The organism is Deltaproteobacteria bacterium (genome assembly GCA_020848745.1).
Taxonomy (GTDB): Bacteria; Desulfobacterota; Binatia; order UTPRO1; family UTPRO1; genus UTPRO1.
This window is the reverse complement of sequence record JADLHM010000058.1, coordinates 19,994-42,474: the sequence shown is the minus strand read 5'-3', so window position 1 is coordinate 42,474 and position 22,481 is coordinate 19,994. Positions and strand designations below refer to the sequence as shown.

The 22,481-nt window shown below is 71.0% G+C and carries 19 protein-coding genes; 7 read left to right on the top strand and 12 right to left on the bottom strand.

The window, feature by feature from the left end; genetic code table 11:
* Together carB and IT293_09095 are read left to right on the top strand one after the other, a co-directional pair.
* Positions 1-2,270 (top strand): carbamoyl-phosphate synthase large subunit (gene carB, locus IT293_09100; GenBank protein ID MCC6764806.1); only part of this gene is annotated, 2,270 nt, incomplete at its 5' end.
* Between the two features lie 303 nt (positions 2,271-2,573).
* On the top strand, positions 2,574-3,302 hold the full coding sequence (locus tag IT293_09095; GenBank protein ID MCC6764805.1) for a metallophosphoesterase family protein: 729 nt from the start codon (positions 2,574-2,576) through the stop codon (positions 3,300-3,302).
* A 60-nt stretch (positions 3,303-3,362) separates the two neighbouring features.
* On the opposite strand, the gene IT293_09090 is transcribed toward IT293_09095, so the two are convergent.
* Entirely contained in the window at positions 3,363-5,168 is a 1,806-nt protein-coding gene (locus IT293_09090) for a chloride channel protein (protein MCC6764804.1), read from the bottom strand.
* A gap of 3 nt (positions 5,169-5,171) precedes the next feature.
* A complete protein-coding gene (locus IT293_09085) occupies positions 5,172-5,675 on the bottom strand; it encodes a winged helix-turn-helix transcriptional regulator (protein MCC6764803.1) in 504 nt (167 codons plus the stop codon).
* 201 nt (positions 5,676-5,876) lie between these two features.
* Between IT293_09085 and IT293_09080 the strand changes: the two genes are divergently transcribed.
* Together IT293_09080 and IT293_09075 are read left to right on the top strand one after the other, a co-directional pair.
* On the top strand, positions 5,877-7,016 hold the full coding sequence (locus tag IT293_09080; protein ID MCC6764802.1) for a nitronate monooxygenase: 1,140 nt from the start codon (positions 5,877-5,879) through the stop codon (positions 7,014-7,016).
* A 24-nt stretch (positions 7,017-7,040) separates the two neighbouring features.
* A complete protein-coding gene (locus IT293_09075; protein MCC6764801.1) occupies positions 7,041-7,838 on the top strand; it encodes a TIGR03084 family protein in 798 nt (265 codons plus the stop codon).
* 29 nt (positions 7,839-7,867) lie between these two features.
* Here IT293_09075 and IT293_09070 read toward each other — a convergent pair whose 3' ends face one another.
* The gene (locus IT293_09070) at positions 7,868-9,502 is read right to left on the bottom strand and encodes an ABC-F family ATP-binding cassette domain-containing protein (protein ID MCC6764800.1); all 1,635 of its coding nucleotides are present in this window, start codon (positions 9,500-9,502) and stop codon (positions 7,868-7,870) included.
* A 123-nt stretch (positions 9,503-9,625) separates the two neighbouring features.
* On the opposite strand from IT293_09070, the gene IT293_09065 reads away from it, so the two are divergent.
* A complete protein-coding gene (locus IT293_09065; GenBank protein ID MCC6764799.1) occupies positions 9,626-10,558 on the top strand; it encodes a sulfotransferase domain-containing protein in 933 nt (310 codons plus the stop codon).
* Positions 10,559-10,567: 9 nt separating this feature from the next.
* Here IT293_09065 and IT293_09060 read toward each other — a convergent pair whose 3' ends face one another.
* From IT293_09060 to IT293_09050, 3 genes are all read right to left on the bottom strand, one after another.
* Entirely contained in the window at positions 10,568-11,995 is a 1,428-nt protein-coding gene (locus tag IT293_09060; GenBank protein MCC6764798.1) for a wax ester/triacylglycerol synthase family O-acyltransferase, read from the bottom strand.
* Between the two features lie 122 nt (positions 11,996-12,117).
* Positions 12,118-13,062 carry a TerC family protein gene (locus IT293_09055; GenBank protein MCC6764797.1) on the bottom strand — a complete coding sequence of 315 codons (945 nt, stop codon included), beginning with the start codon at positions 13,060-13,062 and terminating at the stop codon, positions 12,118-12,120.
* Positions 13,063-13,072: 10 nt separating this feature from the next.
* Positions 13,073-13,945: a zinc metalloprotease HtpX gene (locus IT293_09050; protein ID MCC6764796.1), complete on the bottom strand. Its 873-nt coding sequence runs from the start codon at positions 13,943-13,945 to the stop codon at positions 13,073-13,075.
* Between the two features lie 101 nt (positions 13,946-14,046).
* On the opposite strand from IT293_09050, the gene nhaR reads away from it, so the two are divergent.
* The gene (nhaR, locus tag IT293_09045; GenBank protein ID MCC6764795.1) at positions 14,047-14,943 is read left to right on the top strand and encodes a transcriptional activator NhaR; all 897 of its coding nucleotides are present in this window, start codon (positions 14,047-14,049) and stop codon (positions 14,941-14,943) included.
* Positions 14,944-14,966: 23 nt separating this feature from the next.
* On the opposite strand, the gene IT293_09040 is transcribed toward nhaR, so the two are convergent.
* Complete coding sequence (locus IT293_09040) at positions 14,967-16,502, bottom strand: aldo/keto reductase (GenBank protein MCC6764794.1); 1,536 nt, start codon at positions 16,500-16,502, stop codon at positions 14,967-14,969.
* 158 nt (positions 16,503-16,660) lie between these two features.
* On the opposite strand from IT293_09040, the gene IT293_09035 reads away from it, so the two are divergent.
* Entirely contained in the window at positions 16,661-17,011 is a 351-nt protein-coding gene (locus IT293_09035; protein ID MCC6764793.1) for a hypothetical protein, read from the top strand.
* Positions 17,012-17,113: 102 nt separating this feature from the next.
* Here IT293_09035 and gluQRS read toward each other — a convergent pair whose 3' ends face one another.
* From gluQRS to IT293_09010, 5 genes are all read right to left on the bottom strand, one after another.
* A complete protein-coding gene (gluQRS, locus tag IT293_09030) occupies positions 17,114-17,953 on the bottom strand; it encodes a tRNA glutamyl-Q(34) synthetase GluQRS (GenBank protein ID MCC6764792.1) in 840 nt (279 codons plus the stop codon).
* 89 nt (positions 17,954-18,042) lie between these two features.
* Positions 18,043-19,299: a hypothetical protein gene (locus IT293_09025; GenBank protein MCC6764791.1), complete on the bottom strand. Its 1,257-nt coding sequence runs from the start codon at positions 19,297-19,299 to the stop codon at positions 18,043-18,045.
* Positions 19,300-19,442: 143 nt separating this feature from the next.
* Complete coding sequence (locus IT293_09020) at positions 19,443-20,168, bottom strand: SprT-like domain-containing protein (protein MCC6764790.1); 726 nt, start codon at positions 20,166-20,168, stop codon at positions 19,443-19,445.
* 3 nt (positions 20,169-20,171) lie between these two features.
* The gene (locus IT293_09015) at positions 20,172-21,311 is read right to left on the bottom strand and encodes an ABC transporter permease (GenBank protein ID MCC6764789.1); all 1,140 of its coding nucleotides are present in this window, start codon (positions 21,309-21,311) and stop codon (positions 20,172-20,174) included.
* 2 nt (positions 21,312-21,313) lie between these two features.
* On the bottom strand, positions 21,314-22,480 hold the full coding sequence (locus tag IT293_09010) for an ABC transporter permease (protein MCC6764788.1): 1,167 nt from the start codon (positions 22,478-22,480) through the stop codon (positions 21,314-21,316).
* Position 22,481: the final 1 nt, after the last annotated feature.

The following is a 22,481-nucleotide window of genomic DNA, read 5'->3' as shown; positions in this document are numbered from 1 at the left end:
AGGCCACCGGCTTCCCGATCGCGAAGATCGCCGCCAAGCTCGCGGTCGGCTACACGCTCGACGAGATCAAGAACGACATCACGCGCGAGACGCCGGCCTGCTTCGAGCCGACGATCGACTACGTCGTGACCAAGATCCCACGCTTCACCTTCGAGAAGTTCCCCGCGACCCGCGACGTGCTCGGTGCCCAGATGAAGTCGGTCGGCGAGGCGATGGCGATCGGCCGGACGTTCAAGGAGTCGCTGCAGAAAGCGATGCGCTCGCTCGAGACCGGCAGTTTCGGCTTCGAGCCGACCGACTTTCAGGACGAGACGGAGCTGCGTCGACGGCTGCGCGAGCCGAACGCCGAGCGGCTGTGGGCGATCGGCGACGCGTTCCGCGCCGGGCTCTCGCTCGAGGAGATCGCGAAGGAGAGCCGCATCGATCCGTGGTTCCTCCGGAACGTCCAGGAGATCGTCGCGTACGAGGACGAGCTCCGCGGCGACGGCGCGGCCGAAATGCAGACCGCCAAGGCCATGGGCTTCTCGGACGTGCGGATCGCCACGCTCGCCGGCACGCCGGAGCGCGACGTCCGCGCTCGGCGCACGGGGGACGCGGTGCACGCGGTCTACAAGAAGGTCGACACCTGCGGCGCCGAGTTCGCTGCGCTGACGCCGTACTTCTACTCGAGCTTCGACGCGGAGGACGAGAGCGACGTCACGAAGCGCAGGAAGATCGTCATCCTCGGCGGCGGCCCGAACCGGATCGGGCAGGGCATCGAGTTCGACTACTGCTGCGTGCACGCGGCCTTCGCTCTCAAGGAGGACGGCTTCGAGACCATCATGGTCAACTGCAACCCGGAGACCGTCTCGACCGATTACGATACGTCCGATCGCCTCTACTTCGAGCCGCTCACGCTGGAGGACGTGCTCGCGATCGTCCACCGCGAGAAGCCGGACGGCGTGATCGTCCAGTTCGGCGGGCAGACGCCGCTCAAGCTCGCGGTTCCGCTCGCCGAGGCGGGCGTGCCGATCATCGGCACGAGCCCGGACTCGATCGACCGCGCCGAGGACCGGGAGCGCTTCGACGAGGTGCTGACGAAGCTCGGCCTGCTTCGCCCCGACAACGGCATCGCGCGCTCGCAGGCCGAGGCCATCGCGATCGCGAACCGCATCGGCTACCCCGTGCTCGTGCGGCCGTCCTACGTGCTCGGTGGACGCGCGATGGAGATCATCTACGAGCCGCACGACCTGGAGCGCTACGTGCGCCGCGCCTTTGCGGCGTCACCGGACCGGCCGCTCCTCATCGACCGCTTCCTCGAGGACGCGATCGAGGTCGACGTCGACGCCGTCAGCGACGGGCGCGACGTCGTGATCGGCGGCATCATGGAGCACATCGAGCGCGCCGGCGTGCACTCGGGTGACAGCGCGTGCTCGCTGCCGCCGACGTCGATCGACGCCGAGGTGCAGGGAGAAATCCGCCGGCAGACGATTGCGATGGCGCGCGAGCTCCGCGTCGTCGGCCTCATGAACGTCCAGTACGCGGTGCAGGGTCGGCGCGTGTACATCCTCGAGGTGAACCCGCGCGCGTCGCGCACCGTGCCGTTCGTCAGCAAGGCGATCGGAGTGCCGCTCGCGAAGGTCGCGGCCCGCGTCATGGCCGGGAAGACGCTCGCCGAGCTCGGCTTCACCCGCGAGGTCGTTCCCACGCACGTGAGCGTCAAAGAGGCCGTCTTCCCGTTCCTCAAGTTCCCGGGCGTCGACACCGTGCTCGGCCCGGAGATGAAGTCGACGGGCGAGGTCATGGGCATCGGTCCCTCGTTCGGCGTTGCCTTCGCCAAGGCCGAGGTCGCCGCCGGGACGGTGTTGCCGCGGAGCGGGACGGCGTTCGTCAGCGTCCGCGAGGAGGATCGCGACGGGGCGATCGTCGCCGCGCGCCGCCTCCACGGGCTCGGCTTCCGCATCGTCGCGACGGTCGGCACCGCCGGAGTGCTCACGCGCGCCGGCATCCCCGCCGAGGTCGTCAAGAAGGTCTCCGAGGGCAGTCCGCACGTCGTCGACGCGCTCGAAACCGGCGCGATCGCGCTCGTCATCAACACGCCGCGCCCCGACGCGCAGGAGCTCCGCGATTCGTTCTCGATCCGGCGGACCGCGCTCGAGCGCAAGATCCCCTACTTCACGACCATCGCCGGAGCCATCGCGGCCGCCGAGGCGATCGCGGCGATGGCCCCCGGGCCGCTCGGCGTGAAGGCGGTGCAGGATTACCATCGCGAGATGCGGAGGCCGCTCTGACTACCGCCGACGCGAAGGCGCTGGTGCCGGTGGCGGACGCCGGCTGACCGGGGGCGGTCGCCGCCCGGGGGCGTGACATGCGTACCCCCGGACGGGGCGCCGGACGTGGCGCCGTCGTCCGACGCGGGCCGACGCGGCGGCGAAGGCACGGGATTTCGCGCTGCGCGGTTCGTGACGGTTCGTTGACATGCCTTGGACCGCGTGAAGGCGGCTCGTGGTCGGGCCGTCCCCACGGGGGCCCCGGTGCGGGCCGCCGAGATCGGGTGCTGGACCGGCACGTGGGCGCCAAGGCATCTATGGGACATGCGGATCGCGCTCATCTCCGACCTGCACGGCAACGAGGTCGCGCTTCGTGCCGTGCTTGCGGATGCCGACCGGGTGGGCTGCGACGAGATCATCTGTCTCGGCGACGTCGCGACGCTGGGTCCGGCCCCGAACGCGGTGATCCAGCTGCTGCGCGAGCGCACCACCCGCCGCATCCTCGGCAACCACGACGACTTCATGCTGAAGCGCGACCTCATCCATAGCTACACCGAGACGCCGATCGTGGTGGAGAGCGTCGAGTGGTGCCGTGCCCGGCTCTCCGACGACGAGGTCGCGTTTCTCCGCACGTTCCAGGCGAGCCTCGCGATCCCGCTCGACGGGCAAGCGACCCTGGTGCTCTTCCACGGCACGCTGCGCTCGCACATGGAGGATCTCCTCGCGACGACGCCGCCCGAGGAGGTCGACGAGATGCTGATGGGACGGCGCGGGACGGTGATGGCGGGCGGCCATACGCACCTCCAGATGACGCGCCAGCATCGCGGCGTCTTGATCGTGAATCCCGGCAGCGTCGGGCTGCCGTTCCAGGAGCACCCCGACGGCTGCCCCCCCACGCTCCTCTGCCACGCCGAATACGCGATGATCGAAGCGGCCAACGGCGCCGTCGCGGTCCAGCTCCGGCGCGTGCCGGTCGACAGGGCGGCCATGGCGGCCGCGATCGCCGCCACCGACAACCCGATCCGCCACTACCTGCTCGAGCAGTACCGCTAGGGAACCCATCTGAGCAGAGGTTTCCTGGTAGTCGCCCCCTCGCCCCGGCCGGCTGCGGTGTCAGCTTGCGAGGCGGCGGGCGTGGGCGTCGACGAGGTCGCTGCGCGTGACGATGCCGATCACGGTGTCGGGTCGCGCGCGATGCACCACCGGCAAGCGTCCGATGCGGCGGGTGGCCATGCGGTCGGCGGCGTCGCGCAGCGAGCAGTCGTCGTAGACGACGGCGACGTCGGAGCCGACGAGGTCGGCGAGGCGAGCGTCGTCGGTGCCCGTCTCGAAGACGTCGCGGCGGGTCACGACGCCGACGAGGCGGTCGTCCGCGTCCACGACGGGGAATCCGTGGTGGTCGGAGCCGGGCACGCGTGACGCGAGCCAGCGGCGGGCTGCGCCGACGGTGGTGTCGGCGCGGAGCGTCACCACCGAGCGGAGGGCCACGTCGCGGACGGTCACTTGGCTCAGATAGTCGGCGACGTACTCGCCGACGACACGCACGCCACGGCGCTCGATCTTTTCGGTCATCATCGACGTCGGCATGCCGACGCACGAGACGAGGAATCCCGCCGTGCACCCGCCGAGAAGCGGCAGCAGGCCGCCGAATTGCCGCGTCGTCTCGAACGCGAAGACCACCGACGCGAGGGGCGCGCGAGACGCGCCGGCGAACATCGCCGCCATGCCGACGAGCGCGGCGACCCGCACGTCGACGCCCGCCTGGGGCAGGGCTGTGCCCGCGAGCCCGCCGAGCACTGCGCCGAGTCCACCGCCGATCGTGAACAGCGGGGCGAGCGTGCCGCCCGACGTTCCGCTGCCGAGCGCGATGGACCACGAGAGGAGCTTCCATGCGCAGAACGCGAGACACTCCGCACCGCCGAGATCGCCCGCGACGATGCGCTCGATGTTGTCATAACCGACGCCAAGTGTCCTCGGCGCGGCGAGGCCGACGAGGCCGACGACCACGCTCCCGAGGGCCGGCCACCACATCCAGTGCAGCGGGAGCCGCGCGAACGCGTCCTCGATGCCGTACACCAGCCGCGTGATGGCGATCGCGGCCGCACCGACCACGGCGCCGAGCAGCACGTATGCGACGAGCGCCCCGGCGCTCGCGATCGGGACGTCGGGCATCGCGAACATCGGCGCCGTTCCCACGATGGCGGCACGTACGGTGGTCGCGACGATTGCGGCGAGCGCTACCGGTACGAGTGAGCGCGGACGGTACTCGAAGAGCAGGAGCTCGACGGCGAGCAGCACGGCCGACACGGGGCTTCCGAACGTCGCCGCCATCCCGGCGGCGGCGCCCGCGGCCAGGAGCGTCTTGCGTTCCGCCGGAGACATCGGGACCGCCTGGCCGAGGAGGGACCCGAGCGCACCGCCGGTCGCGATGATCGGTCCCTCGGCGCCGAACGGGCCGCCGGTGCCGATCGCGACCGCCGCCGACACCGGCTTGAGCAAGGTCATGCGCGCCGGAATCCGGCTCCCGTTGGTCAGGACGTGCTCCATCGCTTCCGGGATGCCGTGCCCACGGATGGCGGCCGAGCCGAACCGCGCCATCACGCCGACGGTGAGCCCCCCGACGATCGGCACGAGCACCGCGAGCGCACCGAGCTGGTGGTCGGCCGGCGAGACGAAGTCGGTCGCGAGCCGGCCATAGTACGCCAGGTTGGTGACGAGACCGATCATGCGGGTGAGGAGCTGCGCGATGCCGCCCACGACGAGCGCGAGCGCCACCGCCATCGCCGCGACGGCGAGATCCCGCCGCCCGATGAGCGTGGCACGCGAGGCGAGGTCGACGCGCGCGAGCGTCGGGCCGAGCGACGGTGCGACCGGCAGGCCCTCGGTGGTGGACGCATCCTCGATCTCGTGTCGGCTCATCGTTCAGTCCTCGAAGAACATTCCGGGCGCGGCGGCGCCGAGTCCCATCGCGGTGACGAGCCGTCCGAGCGTCGTCGCGAGCCGGTCGCGATCGGCCGACGTCAGCATTTCGAGACCGGCGATCAGGCGATCCTGGGCGGCAAGCGGCGCCCGGGCGAGGACGGTGCGACCGCGCGCGGTGAGGGTGAGTTCTACGCGCCGTGCGTCGCTCGTCGCGGTCGCGCGGCGCACCAGCCCGCGCGCGACCAGGCGTTTGACCACGACCGACACCGTGCTCTGGTGCGTGTGCGTACGCGCGGCGACCTCGTTCAGGGACGACGGTGCGGCACCGGCGAGGGCGCGCAGGACGAAGAGCTGCGCGCCGGTGACGCCGAACCGGACCTCGGCCGCCCGCGACGACTCGCGCAGCGTGCGGACGATGCGGCGCAGGTGGTCGAGCACGAGGAGTGTTTCGCGCGAGTGCGGGAGGCGCGTCGGCACGGAACGTCCACCATAGCGGGTATTCATATGGGTGCCAATATATCGTCCGGATATTTTTGGCCGGCCCTGACGCGTCGCGGGCGGATCGCGTCCTTCCGCCAGCGCCGTTGCGCACGCGGTCCCGTCGCGGGTAGCGAGTCCAGGCGCCGGCCCGCTACGCGCGGGTGGCGTTGGCGTCGAGAAGATGCGACACCCGTACGTTCGCTCATCGCCATCGGAGGTTCCCAAATGCGCTCACCGATCTGCGACCTGCTCGGTATCGAGTTCCCGTTGCTCGCGTTCAGCCACTGCCGCGACGTCGTGACCGAGGTGTCGCGCGCCGGCGGCATGGGGGTCTTCGGCGCCGTGAGCCTGCCGCCCGACCGCCTCGAGGAGGAGCTGCGCTGGATCGACGATCACGTCGGGGGCAAGCCGTACGGCGTCGATCTGATCGTGCCGAACAAGATCGCGGGGAAGGGGCAATCGCTCTCGACGAGCGACCTCCTCGGACTCGTTCCCGAGGAGCACAAGGCATATGCGGCGGGCATCCTGGCGCGCTACGGCATCGAGACCGACGACCTGGACGACGCTCGGCGCAGCCACTTGAGTCTCGGAAAGAACCTCCAAGAGGCGGGCGCGGCAGCCTCACTCGAGGTCGCCTTCCGGCATCCGATCAAGTTGATCGCAAACGCGCTCGGCGTCCCGCCGCAGCTCATGCTCGATCTGGGATCGAGGCACGGCGTGCCGGTCGCGGCGCTCGTCGGGAGCAAGCAGCACGCGATCCGCCAGGTGCAGGCGGGCGTCGACATCCTGGTCGTCGCGGGCGGCGAGGCGGGCGGCCACTGCGGCGACGTTTCGACCCTGGTGCTCGTGCCCGAGGTGTGGGAGGCGATCCAACCCTACCGCAATGCGCCGATCCTCGCCGCCGGAGGCATCGTCACCGGACGGCAGATGGCGGCGTGTATGGCGATGGGCGCGGCGGGCGCGTGGACGGGCTCGGTCTGGCTCACCACCAACGAGGCCGAGACCAATCCTGTCGTGAAGGACAAGATGATCGCTGCGTCCTCGCGCGACACGGTCCGCTCGCGGGCGCGGACGGGCAAGCACTCACGCCAGCTACGGTCACCGTGGACCGACGCCTGGGAGAGCCCGGAGGCGCCGACGCCGCTGCCGATGCCGCTCCAGTCGTTCGTGAGCGAGCCGGCGCTCCGTAAGGTCGACAAGCTCGCCGAGGGCGGGCACGCGGGGGCGCAACAGCTCGCGACGTACTGGGTCGGACAGGGCGTCGGGCTCATGAACCAGCGGAAGTCGGTGCGCGCCGTGATGCAGGAGTTCAAAGAGGACTTTCTCACGGCCTACGAGCGGCTCACGACCTGTCTCGCCGAGTGACGGTCCCCGCGTAAGGAGACGCCGATGTTCCAGCAACCGCTCGATTTTCGAGACGAGAGCGAGGCGCTCTACGGCGTGCTCGCCGCGCTTCCAGACGCCGACTTCGGGCGGCGGACCCAGTTCAAGGGCTGGACGATTCACGACGTCGTGAGCCACCTGCACTTCTGGAACTGGGCCGCCGATCTCTCCCTGAACGATCCCGCCGGGTTCGCCGACTTCGTGGGGAACGCGCTCGCCGAGATGGGCAGGGGCCGCGGGATCCGCGAGGTCGAGACGGACCTGCTCGACGACAGGACCGGACGCGCCCGCGTGGAACAGTGGCGCGAGTTCTACCTGGGGATGACCGCGCGCTTCCTCGCCGCCGACCCGAAAAAGCGCGTCGCCTGGGCCGGGCCGGACATGAGCGTCCGCTCGAGCATCAGCGCCCGCCTCATGGAGACCTGGGCGCACGGCCAGGAGGTCTACGACCTCCTCGGTCGGGAGTGCGCGCACACCGACCGCATCAAGAACGTCGCCGACCTCGGTGTCCGCACCTTCGGGTGGGCCTACGTGAACCGCGGGCGTCCCGTGCCGGCGCCGGCGCCGGAGGTGCGGCTCACGGCGCCCTCGGGCGCCGTCTGGACCTGGAACGAGGGGGAGAGCGGGAATCGTGTCACCGGGAGCGCGGTCGACTTCTGCCGCGTCGTGACGCAGACGCGGAACGTCGCCGACACGGGACTCCGCGTGACCGGGCCGATCGCCGTGGACTGGCTGGCGATCGCGCAGTGCTTCGCGGGGCCGCCGCAGGATCCGCCGGCGCCGGGAACGCGCTTCGCGCAGTGATCGCCGGCGCAGAGCCTCTGCGCCGACTCCTAGACGCGGACGCCCGGCGCCTCGTAGCCCGTCGCCTCGACGTACTCGGCGTATCCGCCGCCGTACTGCACGGGGCCGTCCGGTCCGCCGAGCTCGAGCACCCGGTTCGAGAGCCCGCGCAGCACGGAGCGGTCGTGCGAGACGAAGATCATCGTACCGTCGAAGTCGCCGAGCGCCCCGACCAGCATGTCCTTGGTCGCGAGGTCGAGGTGGTTCGTCGGCTCGTCGAGCACGAGGAAGTTCGGGGGGTCGAAGAGCATCGCCGCGAGGACGAGGCGGGCGCGTTCGCCGCCGGACAGCACGCGGACGCTCTTCTCGACGTCGTCACCGGAGAAGTCGAACGCGCCCGCGAGCATGCGGAGCGAGCCGAACGAGGCGCGCGGGTGCGCCGCCTCGAGCGTCCCGATGACGGTGCGCGTCGGGTCGAGCAGTTCCATGGCGTGCTGCGCGAAGTACCCGAGCCGCACGCTGCCGCCGATCGCCACCGTCCCGGCGTCCGGCGCCGTCTCGCCGGCGATCAGCTTCAAGAGCGTGCTCTTGCCGGCGCCGTTCACGCCCATGACGCACCAGCGCTCGCGGCGGCGGATGGTGAAGTCGAGGTGGTGGTGGACGCGGCGCTCTCCGAAGGCCTTGTCGACGCGCAGGAGCTTGCAGACGTCGTCGCCGGAGCGGGGCGGCTTCGGGAAGTCGAACGTCACGACCCGGCGACGCCGCGGCGGTTCGACCTTCTCGATCTTCTCGAGCTTCTTCACGCGCGACTGCACCTGTGCCGCGTGGCTCGCGCGCGCCTTGAAGCGGGCGATGAATGCCTCCTCCTTGGCGAGCATCGCTTGCTGGCGAGCATACTGGGCCTCGGCCTGTTGGGCGTTCACTACGCCCTGGCGCTCGTAGAAGTCGAAGTCGCCGCTGTAGGAGGCGAGCTCGCCGCCGTCGATCTCGACGATGCGGGTGACCAGCCGGTTCATGAACGCGCGATCGTGGGACGTCATGACGAGCGCGCCTTCGAAGTCGCGGAGAAAGCCCTCGAGCCAGAGGATGGACTCGATGTCGAGGTGGTTCGTCGGCTCGTCGAGGAGGAGCGCGTCCGGTTGCATCAGGAGGATGCGGGCGAGGGCGGTCCGCATCTTCCAGCCGCCCGACAGCTCGCCGACGTCGCGCTCGATCACCGCGGGCGCGAAGCCGAGGCCCGCGAGGATCGCACGCGCCCGAGATTCCAGACCGTAGCCGTCGAGCTCGTCGAAGCGATGCTGCACGTCGCCGAAGCGGGCCACGAGCCTGTCGAGCTCGCCGGGCTCGCCGTGACGTGCCGGGTCGGCCATCGCGAGCTCGAGCTCGTGCAGCTCGTGCGCGACGGCCGCCACCTCGCCCGCGCCCGCGATCGTTTCCTCGAGCACGCTCCGCCCCTGCATCTCGCCGACGGACTGCGAGAAGTAGCCGATTGAAGCGCGCTTCTCGACGAGAACACCGCCGGAGTCCGGCTCTTCCTCGCCGACGATCAGGCGGAAGATCGTCGACTTGCCGGCGCCGTTCGGACCGACGAGGCCGATCTTCTCACCGCGGAAGACGGCCATCGACGCGTCGAGGAAGAGGATGCGACCGGCGTGTTGCTTGGAGACGGACTCGAGACGGATCATGGGGAAACGACGCTTCTAGACCGCGACGCCGCGTCCGTCGAGCGCGTCGCGACCCGTGTCGTTGCGGAAGCGGCGGTGACGACGATTGCCGCACGGCCCGGAGGTTGGCTAGGATTCCGCGCGATGGAGCTTCCGGTCCGGACGCGGACGTACGTCACCCCCATCTTCGACAGCACGCGGTGGGACCGCTTCCGCTTGCGACCCGGCGACATCGTCGTCTGCACGCCGGTCAAGAGCGGCACCACCTGGACGCAGATGCTCTGTGCGCTCCTCGTGCACCAGTCGCCGACCTTCCCACAGCCGCTGAACCGGTTGTCGCGGTGGCTCGAGCGCAATCGCGAGCCTGTCGAGGAGATACTCGCGTCGTACGAGGCGCAGCCCCATCGCCGCATCGTCAAGACCCACACGCCCATCGACGGCCTGCCGTACGATCCGACGGTTGCGTACGTGTTCTGCGGCCGCGATCCTCGCGACGCGTTCTTCTCGATGTGCGACCAGATCGCGAACGGCTCGGAGGAGACGCAGAAGGACGCGCGGCGGCGCGCCGGCCTGCCCGAGGACTTCGAGTTCCCCGACGAGCCGAGCCGGCTTTTCGCGCTCTGGCTCACGACGCCGTACGCCGACGGGCTGGAGGACGGCTTCCCGATGGGCTCGGTGCTGAGTCAGACGGCGGGCTACTGGCGCTTCCGGCACGTCCCCAACCTGCTCTTCCTGCACTACGCCGATCTCTCCACGAATCTCGACGCCGAGCTGCGGCGTTTGGCGGCGTTCCTCGGCGTTCCGGTGGACGAGCGGGTCTGGCCGTCGCTGCTCGCGGCCGCGAGCTTCAGCGCGATGCGCGAGCGCGCCGACGAGATCGCGCCGGGCGCCCATTTCGCCGAGTGGCGGAGCAATCGCGACTTCTTCCGGAGCGCGCGTCGCGGCTCCTGGCGCGATCAGCTGAGTTCCGAGAACCAGGCGCTCTACGAGGAGATCGCCGCGACGCGGCTCGGGGCCCGCCTCAAGGCGTGGCTCGAGGGCGGCCGCGCGGCGGCCGGCGATCCGCGCGCCGCCTGACGACGGCCGTCAGCGCGCGCGCGCGGCGCGCGCCAGCTCGGCGAAGCTCCGCGCCACCGCCGCCGCGAAGTCGTCGATGTCCGGCACGACGTCGCGATCGGCATTGAAGCCGAAGCCGAGCGAGCCGCAGTAGCTGAAGAGCGCGATGCCGAGCCCTTGGTTCTCGAAGAGCGGCACCTGCGGGAAGCCCGTGAGGAGACGGGCTCCGAGCAGGTAGAGCGGGAACTGCGGCCCGGGGACGTTGGTGACGATCAGGTTGTAGGGGTGGAGGCGCGAGAGCAGGCGGACGCCGAGCCCGACGATGCCGGGAATGGCATACTCGGCCGCGCGCCCGAGCACCTCGGGTCCGAGCTCCTGACGCGCCTCCTTGCGCTTGCGCGTCTCCGCCGAGACGTGCGCCAGGCGTCGGCGGGGATCGGTCTCGTGGATCGGCAGATCGATCAGCCAGCCGGATGCGCGGTTGCTCGCCTGGCCGCGCTCGTCTTCGGTGCGGACGCTCACCGGGACGACGATGCGCATGACGAGCGTCCGTACGTCGGTGCCGCGCCCTTTCAGGAAGTGGTGCAGGCCGCCGCTCACGCTCGCGAGGGCGACGTCGTTGATCGTGCCGCCGAGCTTCGTCTTCACGGCCTTCACGGCGTCGAGGTCGAGCGTCAGCCAGTCGAAGCGCCGGTGCGCGCTGATCGGACGATTGAGTGGCGTCGACGGCAGCGGGCTCACGGCGCCGGCGAGATCGAGAAGGGCCCGCATGCCGGCGCGCGTCGAGGCGCCGACGCCGGCCGGATCGCTGGCGATCGCGAAGAGGCGTTTTGCCATCGTGATCGGGGTCGCCGCCTGGTGCGCCAGGCCGTCGACGAGGAGGCGGACGCCGCTCGGCGCGAGCCGCGGCGTCCACGGCTCGGGCTCGGCGATCGCCTCGTCCGGCGTCGGGCTCACGAGCGCTTGGAAGAGATCGAACGCCGAGATGCCGTCGGCGATCGCGTGATGGGTCTTCATGAGGAGGGCGAAGCGCCCCTGGGCCAGGCCCTCGATCACCCAGAGCTCCCAGAGCGGCTTTCCGCGATCGAGCTGCTGCGACATGATCCGCGCCGTCAGCGCCTTCAGCTGCGCGTCGTCCCCCGGGCGCGGCAAGGCCGCGTGGCGCACGTGGTAGCCGAGGTGGAAATGGTCGTCGTCGACCCACACCGCCTGGTTGAAGACCGGGATCCAGCCGAGCCGCTGCCGATAGCGCGGCACGAGGTGCAGGCGGCCCGCGATGTGCGAGCGGATGCGCGCGATGTCGATACCGCCCTCGGGAGTCGTGAGCGGGCCCGCCTCGAAGACGAGGAGGCCGCCGAGGTGCATATGGGTGGTCGCGTCCTCGAAGTGGAGGAAGGACCGGTCCTGGACGGAGATCCGCTCGTAGAACTCCATGGCGTCGGCCCGCGATCTATGCACCCGGGCCCGCCTTGTAAAGCTGGCCGCACGGTCGCTGCCGGGAGCGGAGCGCTGCCTCCGACGTCCAAGGGACTCGTCGGACTCGTAAGCGCGCTCCCGCACCACGTCGACACGCGGAGGCGTCAGCACCGACTCGTGAGCGCGCGCAGCCGGCTCCGCCACCATGACGCCGCGATTGCCGTCGCGAGGATCGCGAAGATCGTCGCGAGCGACCAGCCGATCGGGATCGCGTAGAGGTTGGCCAGCAGCATCTTCGTGCCGACGAAGGCGAGCACGAGCGCGAGTCCGACCTTCAAGTAGTGGAAGCGATCCATCACCCCGGCGAGCAGGAAAAACATCGAGCGCAGCCCGAGGATGGCGAAGACGTTGGAGGTGTAGACGATGAACGGATCCTTGGTGACGGCGAAGATCGCCGGGATCGAGTCGACGGCGAAGACGAGGTCGCTCGTCTCGACGCAGAGGAGCACGAGGAGGAGGGGCGTCGCAACGAGCCTCCCGGCGTGCCGCACCACGAATGCGGGCCCCTGGTACGAGGCCACCGACGGAATCCAGCGCGCGAACAGCCGGTAGATCGGGTTGCGCTCCGGATGCAGCTCGGACTCGCGTTGGAAGAGGAGCTTCGCGCCGGTGATCACCAGGAAGGCGCCGAAGAGGTACATCACCCAGTGGAACCGCTCGAGGAGCGCCGCTCCGACGACGATGAAGAGGGCGCGCATGACGAGCGCGCCGAGGATGCCCCAGAACAGCACGCGATGGACGTACGCGGCGGGGACGGCGAACGCGGAGAAGATCAGCAGAAAGACGAAGATGTTGTCGACGGCGAGCGCCTTTTCGATCAGGTAGCCCGTCAGGAACTCGAGACCGCGCTCGGCGCCGAAGCTCGCGGCGAGCCAGACGTTGAACGCCGCCGCGAGCCCGATCCACACGGCGGTCCAGAGGAGGGCCTCACGGAACCCGACCGGATGGGCATCGCGATGGAAGACGCCGAGGTCGAGCGCCAGCAGCGCCAGCACCAGGGTCGTGAAGCCGATCCAGAGCGCCGGCGTGCCGATCGTGGCGACGTCCATGGCCGTTCTGTCAGCCGCGTGCGAGGCCGCGGCCGGCGATCGCCTCGAGACGCGCGATGCGATCGGCCGTCGGCGGGTGGGTCGAGAAGAGCCGGGCCGCCCGCGCGCCGCCGGCGAACGGGTGCACGATGAAGAGGCTCGCCGTCGCCGGCTGCGCCGCCATGGACGGCACCGCGGTCGCGGCCTGCTCGAGGCGGGCGAGAGCGTTCGCGAGCGCGAGCGGATCGCCGGAGATCGCCGCCCCGGTCTCGTCGGCGAGATACTCGCGCGAGCGCGAGATACCGAGCTGGATCATGGTCGCGGCGAGCGGCGCCACGAGCGCCATCAGGACCCCCGCCCAGGGCGACGCGTGCTCGCCGTCGCCGTCCTCGGGACTCCCCATGCCGAGGAAGCCGGCCGCGTGCGCCGCGTAGGTGATCGCGCCGGTGACGCAGGCGGCGATGGTCGAGACCAGGATGTCGCGGTTCTTGATGTGCGCGAGCTCGTGCGCGAGCACACCGCGGAGCTCGCGCGGCGACAGGACGTCGAGGATGCCGGTCGTCACCGCGACGACGCCGTGCGCCGGATCGCGGCCGGTCGCGAACGCGTTCGGCTGCGGGTCCTCGATCAGGTAGACGCGCGGCATCGGAAGCGCGGCGCGCGCCGCGAGCTCCCGCACCGTACCGTAGAGCCTCGGGGCCTGGGAGGGGTCGACCTCGCGGGCTCCGTGCATGCGCAGCACGAGTCGGTCGGAGAAGTAGTAGGCGCCGAGGTTCATCGCGAGCGCCATCACGGCGAAGATGCCGAGGTGTCCCGGAGCGACCACGTTCCCGATCCCGACCAGCAGGGCCGAGAGGGCGCCCAGGAGGACGATCGTCTTCAGATGGTTGTTCCAGCGGGTCATGCTGGGTCTCCTTTCCCGGTCGGGTTTACGGGGGGACAACGCAGTGAGCAAATAGATAATTCAGTTGTGATTCTTCGAGATAAACGAGGTAAATGCACCCCATGGAATGGCTGAATTACCACCACCTGCTGTACTTCTGGCTGACGGTGAAGACGGGGGGCGTGACCGAGGCGAGCGAAGAGCTCCGGCTCTCGCAGTCGACGGTGAGCGCGCAGATCCGCGCGCTCGAGCGCGCGCTCGACGAGAAGCTCTTCCGCCGCCAGGGCCGGCGCCTCGTGCCGACCGACACGGGGCAGACCGTCTTCCGTTATGCCGACGAGATCTTCGCGCTCGGGCGCGAGATGGTGGACACGGTGAAGGACCGGCCCACCGGCCGGCCTCTCCGCCTCAACGTCGGCGTCGCCGACGTGCTCCCGAAGCTCGTCGCGCACCGGCTGCTCGCACCCGCTCTCGAGCTCGACGTGCCCGTCCGACTCGTGTGCAGCGAGGGCAAGCCGGCCACGCTGCTCGCCGAGCTCGCGCTCCATCGGCTCGACGTCGTGCTCTCCGACGTGCCCGCCGACCCCGGCGTCGCACTCAAGGTGTTCACCCACCTGCTCGGCGAGTGCGACGTCGCGCTGGTCGCGGCTCCGGCGCTCGCCGCGAAGCATCGACGCGGCTTCCCGCGCTCGCTCGGCGGCGCGCCGCTCTTGCTGCCGGCGCCCGGGTCGGCGCTCCGCCGCGGGCTCGACCAGTGGCTCGAGGGCCACGACCTGCGGCCGCGCGTCGTGGGCGAGTTCGAGGACTCGGCGCTCATGCAGGCGTTCGGCCGCGAGGGCGTCGGCATCGTGCCCGTCCCGAGCGTCGTGGAGCGCGCGGTCGCGCGTCAGTACGGGATGCGGGTGATCGCGCGTCTTCCCGACGTTCGCGAGCGCTTCTACGCGATCTCGGCGGAGCGACGTCTCAAGCACCCGGCGGTGGTGGCCATCTCGTCGGCCGCCAAGCGCGGCCTGGTCTGACCCCCGCGCGCCGCAGCCGGGGACTAGACGAGGCGCAGCAGGCGGTCGGCGCCGAGCATGCGGGCGCGGATCGGGATGCCGACCGGGCACGTCGGCTCGCAGGGCGCGGGGCAGGCGAGGCAGCGGTCGGCCTTGCGGTCGAGGGCCGCGTAGAGGCGCAAGCCTTCCTTCTCCCGGCCGTAGTCCTCGAAGTACATGCGGTGGCGCAGCACGTCGTTGATCGCGAGCCGTTCCGGGCAGGCGTCGAGGCAGACGCCGCAGTGGGGATGGCAGTACGTGCCGGCGATCCGCTGGTCGTAGCGCTCGAGGACCGCGAGGTCGTGGGCGTCGAGCGCGCCGCCGGACGCATACAGGTACTCGTCGACATGCTCGGGCCTCGCGAACGAGACCACCAGGCAGCCGACGTCGGGATTGGAGAGCACCCAGCGGAACGCCGCCTGCGCGTAGGAGGTCGCGTCGTCGCGAAAGGAGGTCAGATTCTGGTGGCGCGCGCCCTTCAGCGTCTTCATCGCAACGATCCCGATGCCCTGCGCGGCGGCCTCGTGGATGATCGCGTCGAGGTTGCCCCAGATGCCGTGATGGTAGGCGAGCATCATGACGTCGAAGCGCCGCGAATCCATGGCAGCGCGCGCGACCCGCTCGAGGTCGGGAGTGTGCGTGGAGACGCCGAGGAAGCGCACTTTGCCCTGCGCCTTCAGGCGGTCGAACGCCTCGTGCGCGTTCGGGTCGAGGAGGCGGTCGATCTCGTCGCAGGCGTGGACGTGCACGAGGTCGACGTGGTCGGTCTGCAGGCGGCGGAGGCTGCCTTCGATCGCTTCCATGTACGCCGCGACCGGGCTCCCGGCCGGCAGGTGTCCGCGCGGCGTGCAGAACTTGGTCGCGACGAACATGCGGTCGCGGTGGCCGCGCATCGCCCGCCCCATGGCCTCCTCCGAGCCGGCACCCGAGTAGTCGGGGGCGGTGTCGAAATAGGTGACGCCGCGCTCGATCGCGTCCCGCGCGATCGCCTCGCCGTTCTCGCCGCGGATCGCGCCGGTCCCGAGGGCCACGTCGGAAACGACCGCGCCCGTACGGCCGAGCTTGCGGTACGCGCGGATGCGCGCGCCGCGCCAGGCGGGCAGCACACGCGGGGCGGTCTTCTCGACCTGGGCGCGGAAGATCTCGTTCACCGGCCCGTGCCAGCGGACGTACGCGCGCGCGACGCCGAGCCCGCCGGCCGCGACCGCGCCCACGACCGCCGCGGTGCCGGCGACGCCGCTCGCGAGCACCTGCCGACGCTCGAGCGCCGCGGCCCGCTCGTTCTCCGGGAGTCGGCGCAGGCGGCGCGCGACGAGGCGGCGGCGGAGCGCGCGGTAGGTGAGGACGGCGGTCGCCACGGCTACCGCCGCGGTCACTCCGACGCCGCCCCAGGAGAGGCCGGCCGGATCGATTCCGACCAGCGAACTGCCGACACGACGCGCGACGAGCGTCCACGAGAGCGCGAGCGTCGCAAGCCAGAGTGCGATCAGCACGGCCGGGTGCTCCGGCGTCGGCCGCGGCGTCGGCGGCGGAGCGGGCATGGCGCCTCGTGTAGCGCAGCGGCGGCGCGGGTGCTACCCGATGCCATCGCGATGAGGCGTCGGACGGCGATCGAGCTCCTGCTCGAGGTGCGCGGCGCGGCCGCGGCGAAAGGCGCGGCCGTCGGCGACGCGCTGGCGCGCCGTTCGGTGCGGCGCGGGTGAGGGCGGCCGGACGGCGCGTCCGCCAGCTCGGGCTCGCGCTCCTCGGCGTCGCGCTCGGCGGTCTCGGCATCGGCTGGCACGGCCAGCCCGCCGAGGACGTGATCGCCGCCGCGATTCGCGCCCGCGACCCGGCGTACGCACGGGCCGCGATCACGCTCGCCGACGTGGATCGCAACTGGCCGCACGAGATCCTCGACGGCGCGACCAGCCGCTTCCTCGTGCGCGCGCGGATCGCGCCGCCGGACGGCGAGGCCGTCGAGCGCTGCTTCGGAGTCGAGGCCGGGCTCGCGGGGACGGCGCTCGCGCTCGGCCCCTACGCCGACTGGCGCTGCGACTATCCGTTCTGACGTCCCGCCAGGGCGCCGCCCGGTCTGCGCGCGCCTCCGCGCATGTCGCCGACGGGCGGAGGCGGGCCGTCGCGGGCGTCTCCGAGACGCGGCGCCGCTTGCTCACGCGAGTCCCACGCGGGCCCGCACTTCGGCCGGGGTGACGCCCGCGGCGCGGAGCGCGCGCAGCGTGGCCGCGCCGTCGCGTTTCGCGAAGCGCTTACCCGCCGCGTCGGTCACCAGACGATGGTGGCGGTAGGCGGGCGTCGGCAGGGCGAGGAGGGCGTGCAGCACGCGGTGGAGCGGCGTCGCGAAGGCGAGGTCCTCCCCGCGGATCACGACGGTCACGCCCTGGAGCGCGTCGTCGTGGATGACCGCGAGGTGGTAGCTCGCCGGCACGTCCTTCCGCGCCAGCACGACGTCGCCGATCTCGGCGTGGAGACGCGCGGGATCCACGGCGACGCGTGTTCCCGATTCCTCGAATGCGAGCGGGCCGGAGCGCACGAGCGCCGCCCCGAGGTCGAGGCGGCGGGCGAAGGGGCGGCCCGACGCCACCAGCGCGGCGCGCGCCGCCCGATCGAGCCGCCGACACGTGCCGGGGTAGGCGGCGCCCGCGGGTCCGTGCGGCGCCGTCAACGCCTCCTCGATCTCGCGCCGCGTGCAGAAGCAGGGGTAGAGAAGCCCGGCATCGTCGAGCCGCACGAGCGCCGCCGCGTATTCGCGGAGGTGCTCCGACTGCCGGCGGACCGGCGTCTCCCACGCGATCCCGAGCCACGCGAGATCCTCGAAGATCGCCGCTTCGAGCGCGGGCCGCGAGCGCCTGCCGTCGATGTCCTCGATGCGCAGCAGAAAGCGGCCGTCCGCTGCCCGCGCCGCGTCCCACGCCGTCAGGGCGGAGAACGCGTGTCCGAGGTGCAGGAAGCCATTGGGGCTCGGCGCGAACCGGGTCACGAACGCGGACACGCGGCCGACTCTGCGGTTGCCGCCGGAGGCATGCAAGCAGGCGATGCGATGCGCGGAGCGCCCCGCCGCCCGTACGGCGCGCCGCCGGCCTACGGCTGCTGCGGCGAGACCACGGTCGACGGCACGCACAGCTCGGTCGGCCGCGTGACCTTCAGCGTGTCCGGCCCGAACTGGTTGTCGATGTAGACGGGGCCGCCCGGACCCGTGAAGCGCCGCGTACCCGACGACGTGCGCACCTCGTAGCACATGAGGTTGTCGTCGGGGTTGATGATGCCCTCGTTGCGCTTGTCGACCGCGGTGCAGAGCCGCGACGGCCGCTTCACGTCGAGCGTCATCGTTCCGAACTGGTCGGTGACCGTGATGCGCGACCGGCGGGCGCGCGCGTTCCGCACCACGTAGCACTGGAAGTGGTCGATGCCCGGCGGGCCGAACGGCGGGGGCGGCCCGGCGAGGCTCTTCGCGCTCGGCACCATGAGGAGGGTCGGACGGAGGACCGTGAGGGTCGTCGTGCCGAAGGCGTTCACGACCGTGGTGTTGGTGCGCGGCGTGAAGCGCGGCGTACGCGCGCTGATCACGTAGCCCGCGAGGTGATCGGGACCGCCGGGCGCACCCGCGCCGTTCACGCCCGCCGGGTTACAGAGCCGCTTCACGAGCGTCGAGTTCGCGAGGTCGATGGTCGCCGCGCCGAAGCGGTCGACGACGGAGACGCCGGTGATCGGCGCCAGGGTGGTGCGGTCGACCTCGTAGCACTGGAAGTGGCTCGCGAAGACCTCCGGGGTGTGGACCGGCGTTGGGGTCGCGGTGAGCGCGGGAGTGCGTGTGGGCGTCGTCGTCGGGGTCGCCGCGGGCGTGGCGGTGACCGTCGGGGTGGCGGTGACGGTCGGGGTGAGCGTCGCCGTCGCCGTGGCGGTCGGCGTCGGGTCGGTGCAGTTCGCGAGCAGGAAATCGACGTTCGCGGCGCTGGTGTCGTTCGGCGGGCCGAGGTGGATCGCGGCGATCGGGGGTACGCCATAGGCTCCGCTGCTCGGGACGATGACCACCGCGCCGGCGGGGATCCCGGCGCCGGTCAGCTCGACACGATAGTCGTCGTCGTGGTCCGGGAGCTTCACGTCGTAGGCTCCCGTCCCGGCGCTGGTCGTGGCGGGGAAGGTGCCGCCCGGCGCGACGGTGAGCGCGGTGATGAGGACCGAGGCGCCTCCCTGCGGGGTGTCGCCGGCGCCGATCGTCTGATCGCCGTCGTCGCACAGCACCCGGCCGCTGATGTGCCAGGCGCGGGCGACGGTCGGAGCGGCGAGCATCACGGAGAGGGCGGCGAGGACGAGGGCGAGGGTTCGGAGCATGCGCATGGGGGCCTCGGGAGAAACCCGGAGCAATCTCTTTGCCGAGCCCGTCCTCGCAAGATCATGGATATACACGCGCGGCGATCGTGCCGGGCTGCACGATGTGCGCCTCTGCCCGACGGCTCGGTGCCGCATCCGTCCGAGGCGTCTCAATGGGGACGCTTGGCGTGCGGCGCGATGCCGACCTCGCGGCACTTGCGGCGGAAGTCGGCGTCGTGGGCGACCGGGCGGCCGGTCTCGTGCTGCCACTGGTGGACCATTTCGTGCACGAGGGTTTCGAGGACGCTCGGCCAGCCGTCGCGGCGCGCGTGACGGCGCGCGATCGCGATCTCGGGGGCCGAGCGCCGGCCGGACGAGTAGTGGCCGAGCCGCGACCGCATGCGGCGCGACACGCGGATCGCGACCGGACCGAGCGCGCCCGTGAAGCGTTCGCCATTGAGGGCCGCATGCGCGGCGCGGAGGCGTGCGGCGAGCGCCGCGTCGTCGGGATGCGACGCGACCGGCCGGTGCGGGCGCGCGGCGGCGGGGTCGCGCGGGATCTCGAATGCGGTGAGCGCCCGGCGCGCGGCGCGGCGCGCGGCGCCCCGGCCGTTCACGAAGCCGACGACCGCCCGCAGCACGTCGTCGGCCGCCGTGGCGAACGCCCGGTGGAGGCGGAGCGCGTCACCACGGAACGACACCATCGTCGAGCGGTTGCGGGTGAGAGCGCAGCGGCGGATGCCGCGGAGCCCGAGCGCGCGGAGGCGCGCGAGGAGCCGCGCCGCCTCGTCCGGGCGCGGGATCTCGCCGTCCGCGGCCGGGACGCGCGGTGTGAGCGCGAGCTCGAGCTGCCCGGGCGCGACCAGACGCCGCAGTCGATTCAGCGCGTGCAGCATGGGTCAGCGGATCTCCTTCCGGAAGAAGATCGTCGCGAGCACCAGGATCGCGATCCCGTAGACGGCGAGGATCAGCGCCTCGTCGCGGAGCTCCGCCCACCCCGCTCCCTTCAGGAAGATGCCGCGCGAGATCGAGATGTAGTAGCGGAGCGGGATCACGTACGTCATCGTCTGGACGACCGGCGGCATGCTCGCGATCGGGAACATGAAGCCCGAGAAGAACATGCTCGGCAGCAGCACGAACTGTCCGGTCATCGACGCCTGCTGCTGGGTGTTGGAGATCGCCGAGACGACGAGCCCCAAGCCGAGGCAGGTGACGATGAAGAGTCCGGTCAGGGCGAGGAGCAGCGGGAGGCTGCCGGCGATCGGCACCTGGAACCAGAACGCCCCGACCAGGATCACGATCGCCACGTTGATGTAGCCGAGGCCGATGAACGGCACGGCCTTGCCGACGATCAGCTCGAACGCGCGGATGGGCGTGACGATCAGCTGCTCCATCGTGCCGTGCTCCTTCTCGCGCACGATCGCCATCGCGGTGAGGATCACGAGCGACTCCATGAGGAGGACGCAGGTGATGGCCGGCACCATGAAGTTGACGCTGCGGAGCTCGGGGTTGAACCAGGCGCGCGGCTCGACCGCGACGACGGGATGGCGCGCGGTCGCGGTCACGCCGAGGCTCTTGTCGACGAGCTGCACGTCGACCGCCTGCGAGAGCGTGACCTGCTCGAGGTAGGCGAGGGCGATGGTCGCCGTGTTGGAGTTGCTGCCGTCGACGGCCGCCATCACCTGCACGGGCTTCCCGCGCCGCAGCAGCTCCGCGAAATCGGGCGGAATCGCCAGCACGAGCTTCGCCTGGCCGTGGTCGAGGATGCGGTCGGTGTCGTTCACCCCGGCGCAGCGCGCCGCGATCCGGAAGTAGCCGCTCTCCGTCAGCTGATCGACGTAGGCGCGGCTTTCCGCCGTCTGGCTGTAATCGCAGACGGCGAGCGCGATGTCGTCGACCTCGGTCGCGACGACGTATCCGAAGATGAAGAGCTCCAGCACCGGCATCATCAGCACGATGCCGAACATGCGCCTGTCGCGCCGGATCTGGATCACCTCCTTCCAGATCACCTGGACGATGCGGGCGAGGGAGGCGCGCACGGCTACTCCAGACGCTCCTGGAAGCGCGATGCGCTGAACGACACGATACCCACGGCGAAGACGACGAGCAGGAGCGCTTCCGGCCACAGGACCTCGAGGCCGACGCGCTTCAGGTAGATGCCGCGGATCGCGGTCACGAAGTAGCGCGCCGGGAAGAGGTACGAAACCGCCTGGATCGGCGTCGGCAGGTCCTCGAGCGGGAACACGAAGCCCGAGAGCAGCACCGAGGGCAGCAGCGACATGAAGATCGCCGCCAACATCGCGTTCTGCATGGTGTCGGCGATCGTCGACACGAGGACGCCGACCCCGAGCGCGCAGAAGAGGTAGAGGAGCGAGAAGATCGCGAGCTGCACGACGCTGCCCTTGATGGGTACGCCGAACAGCAGGTAGCCCGCGCAGATGATGATCGAGAGATCGACGAGCGCGATCACCATGTAGGGGACGATCTTGCCGATCATCATCTCGAGCGGACGGATCGGCGAGACCAGGATCTGCTCGATCGTGCCGCGCTCCTTCTCCTTCACGATCGAGAGCGCCGTCAGGATGGCGCCGACGATCATCATGATGACCGCGATGACCCCGGGCACGATGAAGTTCACGCTCTTGAGCTCCGGGTTGTACCAGACCCGGCTCGCGACCTGGATCGGCGCCTGGCCGATGGTCGGATCGCCTGCGGCCGCCGGCGCGCCGGCGCGCCGGGTGCCGACACCCGACCAGGCGCCGACGAACTGGTTCACGATCGCGAGCGCGTAACCCTGGGCGATCGTCGCGGTGTTGGAGTCGGAGCCGTCGATCAGCACCTGCACCGCCGTGGGCTCGCCCGCGCGCAGGCGGTCGCTGAACTCGCGCGGGATCACGATCGCCGCCTTCACCGCGTCGTTCATCAGGTCGTACTCGACGTCGCGGTCGTCGCGCGCGAAGCGGACGATCGTGAAGTAGCCGGAGCGCCGCATCTGCTCGGAGAGGTCGCGGCTCTCGGGGGTGGCGCTGTAGTCGAGGACGGTGATGGGGACGTTGTCGACGTCGTAGCGGATCCCGTAGCCGTACATGACGAGCATGCTGATCGGCCAGAGCAGCGTGAGCGCCAGGCTCCGCGGGTCGCGCAGCACATCGATGAACTCGCGGCGGAGGATGGCGCGGATCGTGCGGAGGGGGCGGGGGAGGCGCATG

Excerpts from the sequence above, each read along its gene's own strand:
- IT293_09095 (MCC6764805.1), top strand. The coding sequence starts at position 2,574 with ATGCGGATCGCGCTCATCTCCGACCTGCACGGCAACGAGGTCGCGCTT.
- IT293_09090 (MCC6764804.1), bottom strand. The coding sequence starts at position 5,168 with ATGAGCCGACACGAGATCGAGGATGCGTCCACCACCGAGGGCCTGCCG.
- IT293_09085 (MCC6764803.1), bottom strand. The coding sequence starts at position 5,675 with ATGAATACCCGCTATGGTGGACGTTCCGTGCCGACGCGCCTCCCGCAC.
- IT293_09080 (MCC6764802.1), top strand. The coding sequence starts at position 5,877 with ATGCGCTCACCGATCTGCGACCTGCTCGGTATCGAGTTCCCGTTGCTC.
- IT293_09075 (MCC6764801.1), top strand. The coding sequence starts at position 7,041 with ATGTTCCAGCAACCGCTCGATTTTCGAGACGAGAGCGAGGCGCTCTAC.
- IT293_09070 (MCC6764800.1), bottom strand. The coding sequence starts at position 9,502 with ATGATCCGTCTCGAGTCCGTCTCCAAGCAACACGCCGGTCGCATCCTC.
- IT293_09065 (MCC6764799.1), top strand. The coding sequence starts at position 9,626 with ATGGAGCTTCCGGTCCGGACGCGGACGTACGTCACCCCCATCTTCGAC.
- IT293_09055 (MCC6764797.1), bottom strand. The coding sequence starts at position 13,062 with ATGGACGTCGCCACGATCGGCACGCCGGCGCTCTGGATCGGCTTCACG.
- IT293_09050 (MCC6764796.1), bottom strand. The coding sequence starts at position 13,945 with ATGACCCGCTGGAACAACCATCTGAAGACGATCGTCCTCCTGGGCGCC.
- nhaR (MCC6764795.1), top strand. The coding sequence starts at position 14,047 with ATGGAATGGCTGAATTACCACCACCTGCTGTACTTCTGGCTGACGGTG.
- IT293_09040 (MCC6764794.1), bottom strand. The coding sequence starts at position 16,502 with ATGCCCGCTCCGCCGCCGACGCCGCGGCCGACGCCGGAGCACCCGGCC.
- IT293_09025 (MCC6764791.1), bottom strand. The coding sequence starts at position 19,299 with ATGCGCATGCTCCGAACCCTCGCCCTCGTCCTCGCCGCCCTCTCCGTG.
- IT293_09020 (MCC6764790.1), bottom strand. The coding sequence starts at position 20,168 with ATGCTGCACGCGCTGAATCGACTGCGGCGTCTGGTCGCGCCCGGGCAG.
- IT293_09010 (MCC6764788.1), bottom strand. The coding sequence starts at position 22,480 with ATGCGCCTCCCCCGCCCCCTCCGCACGATCCGCGCCATCCTCCGCCGC.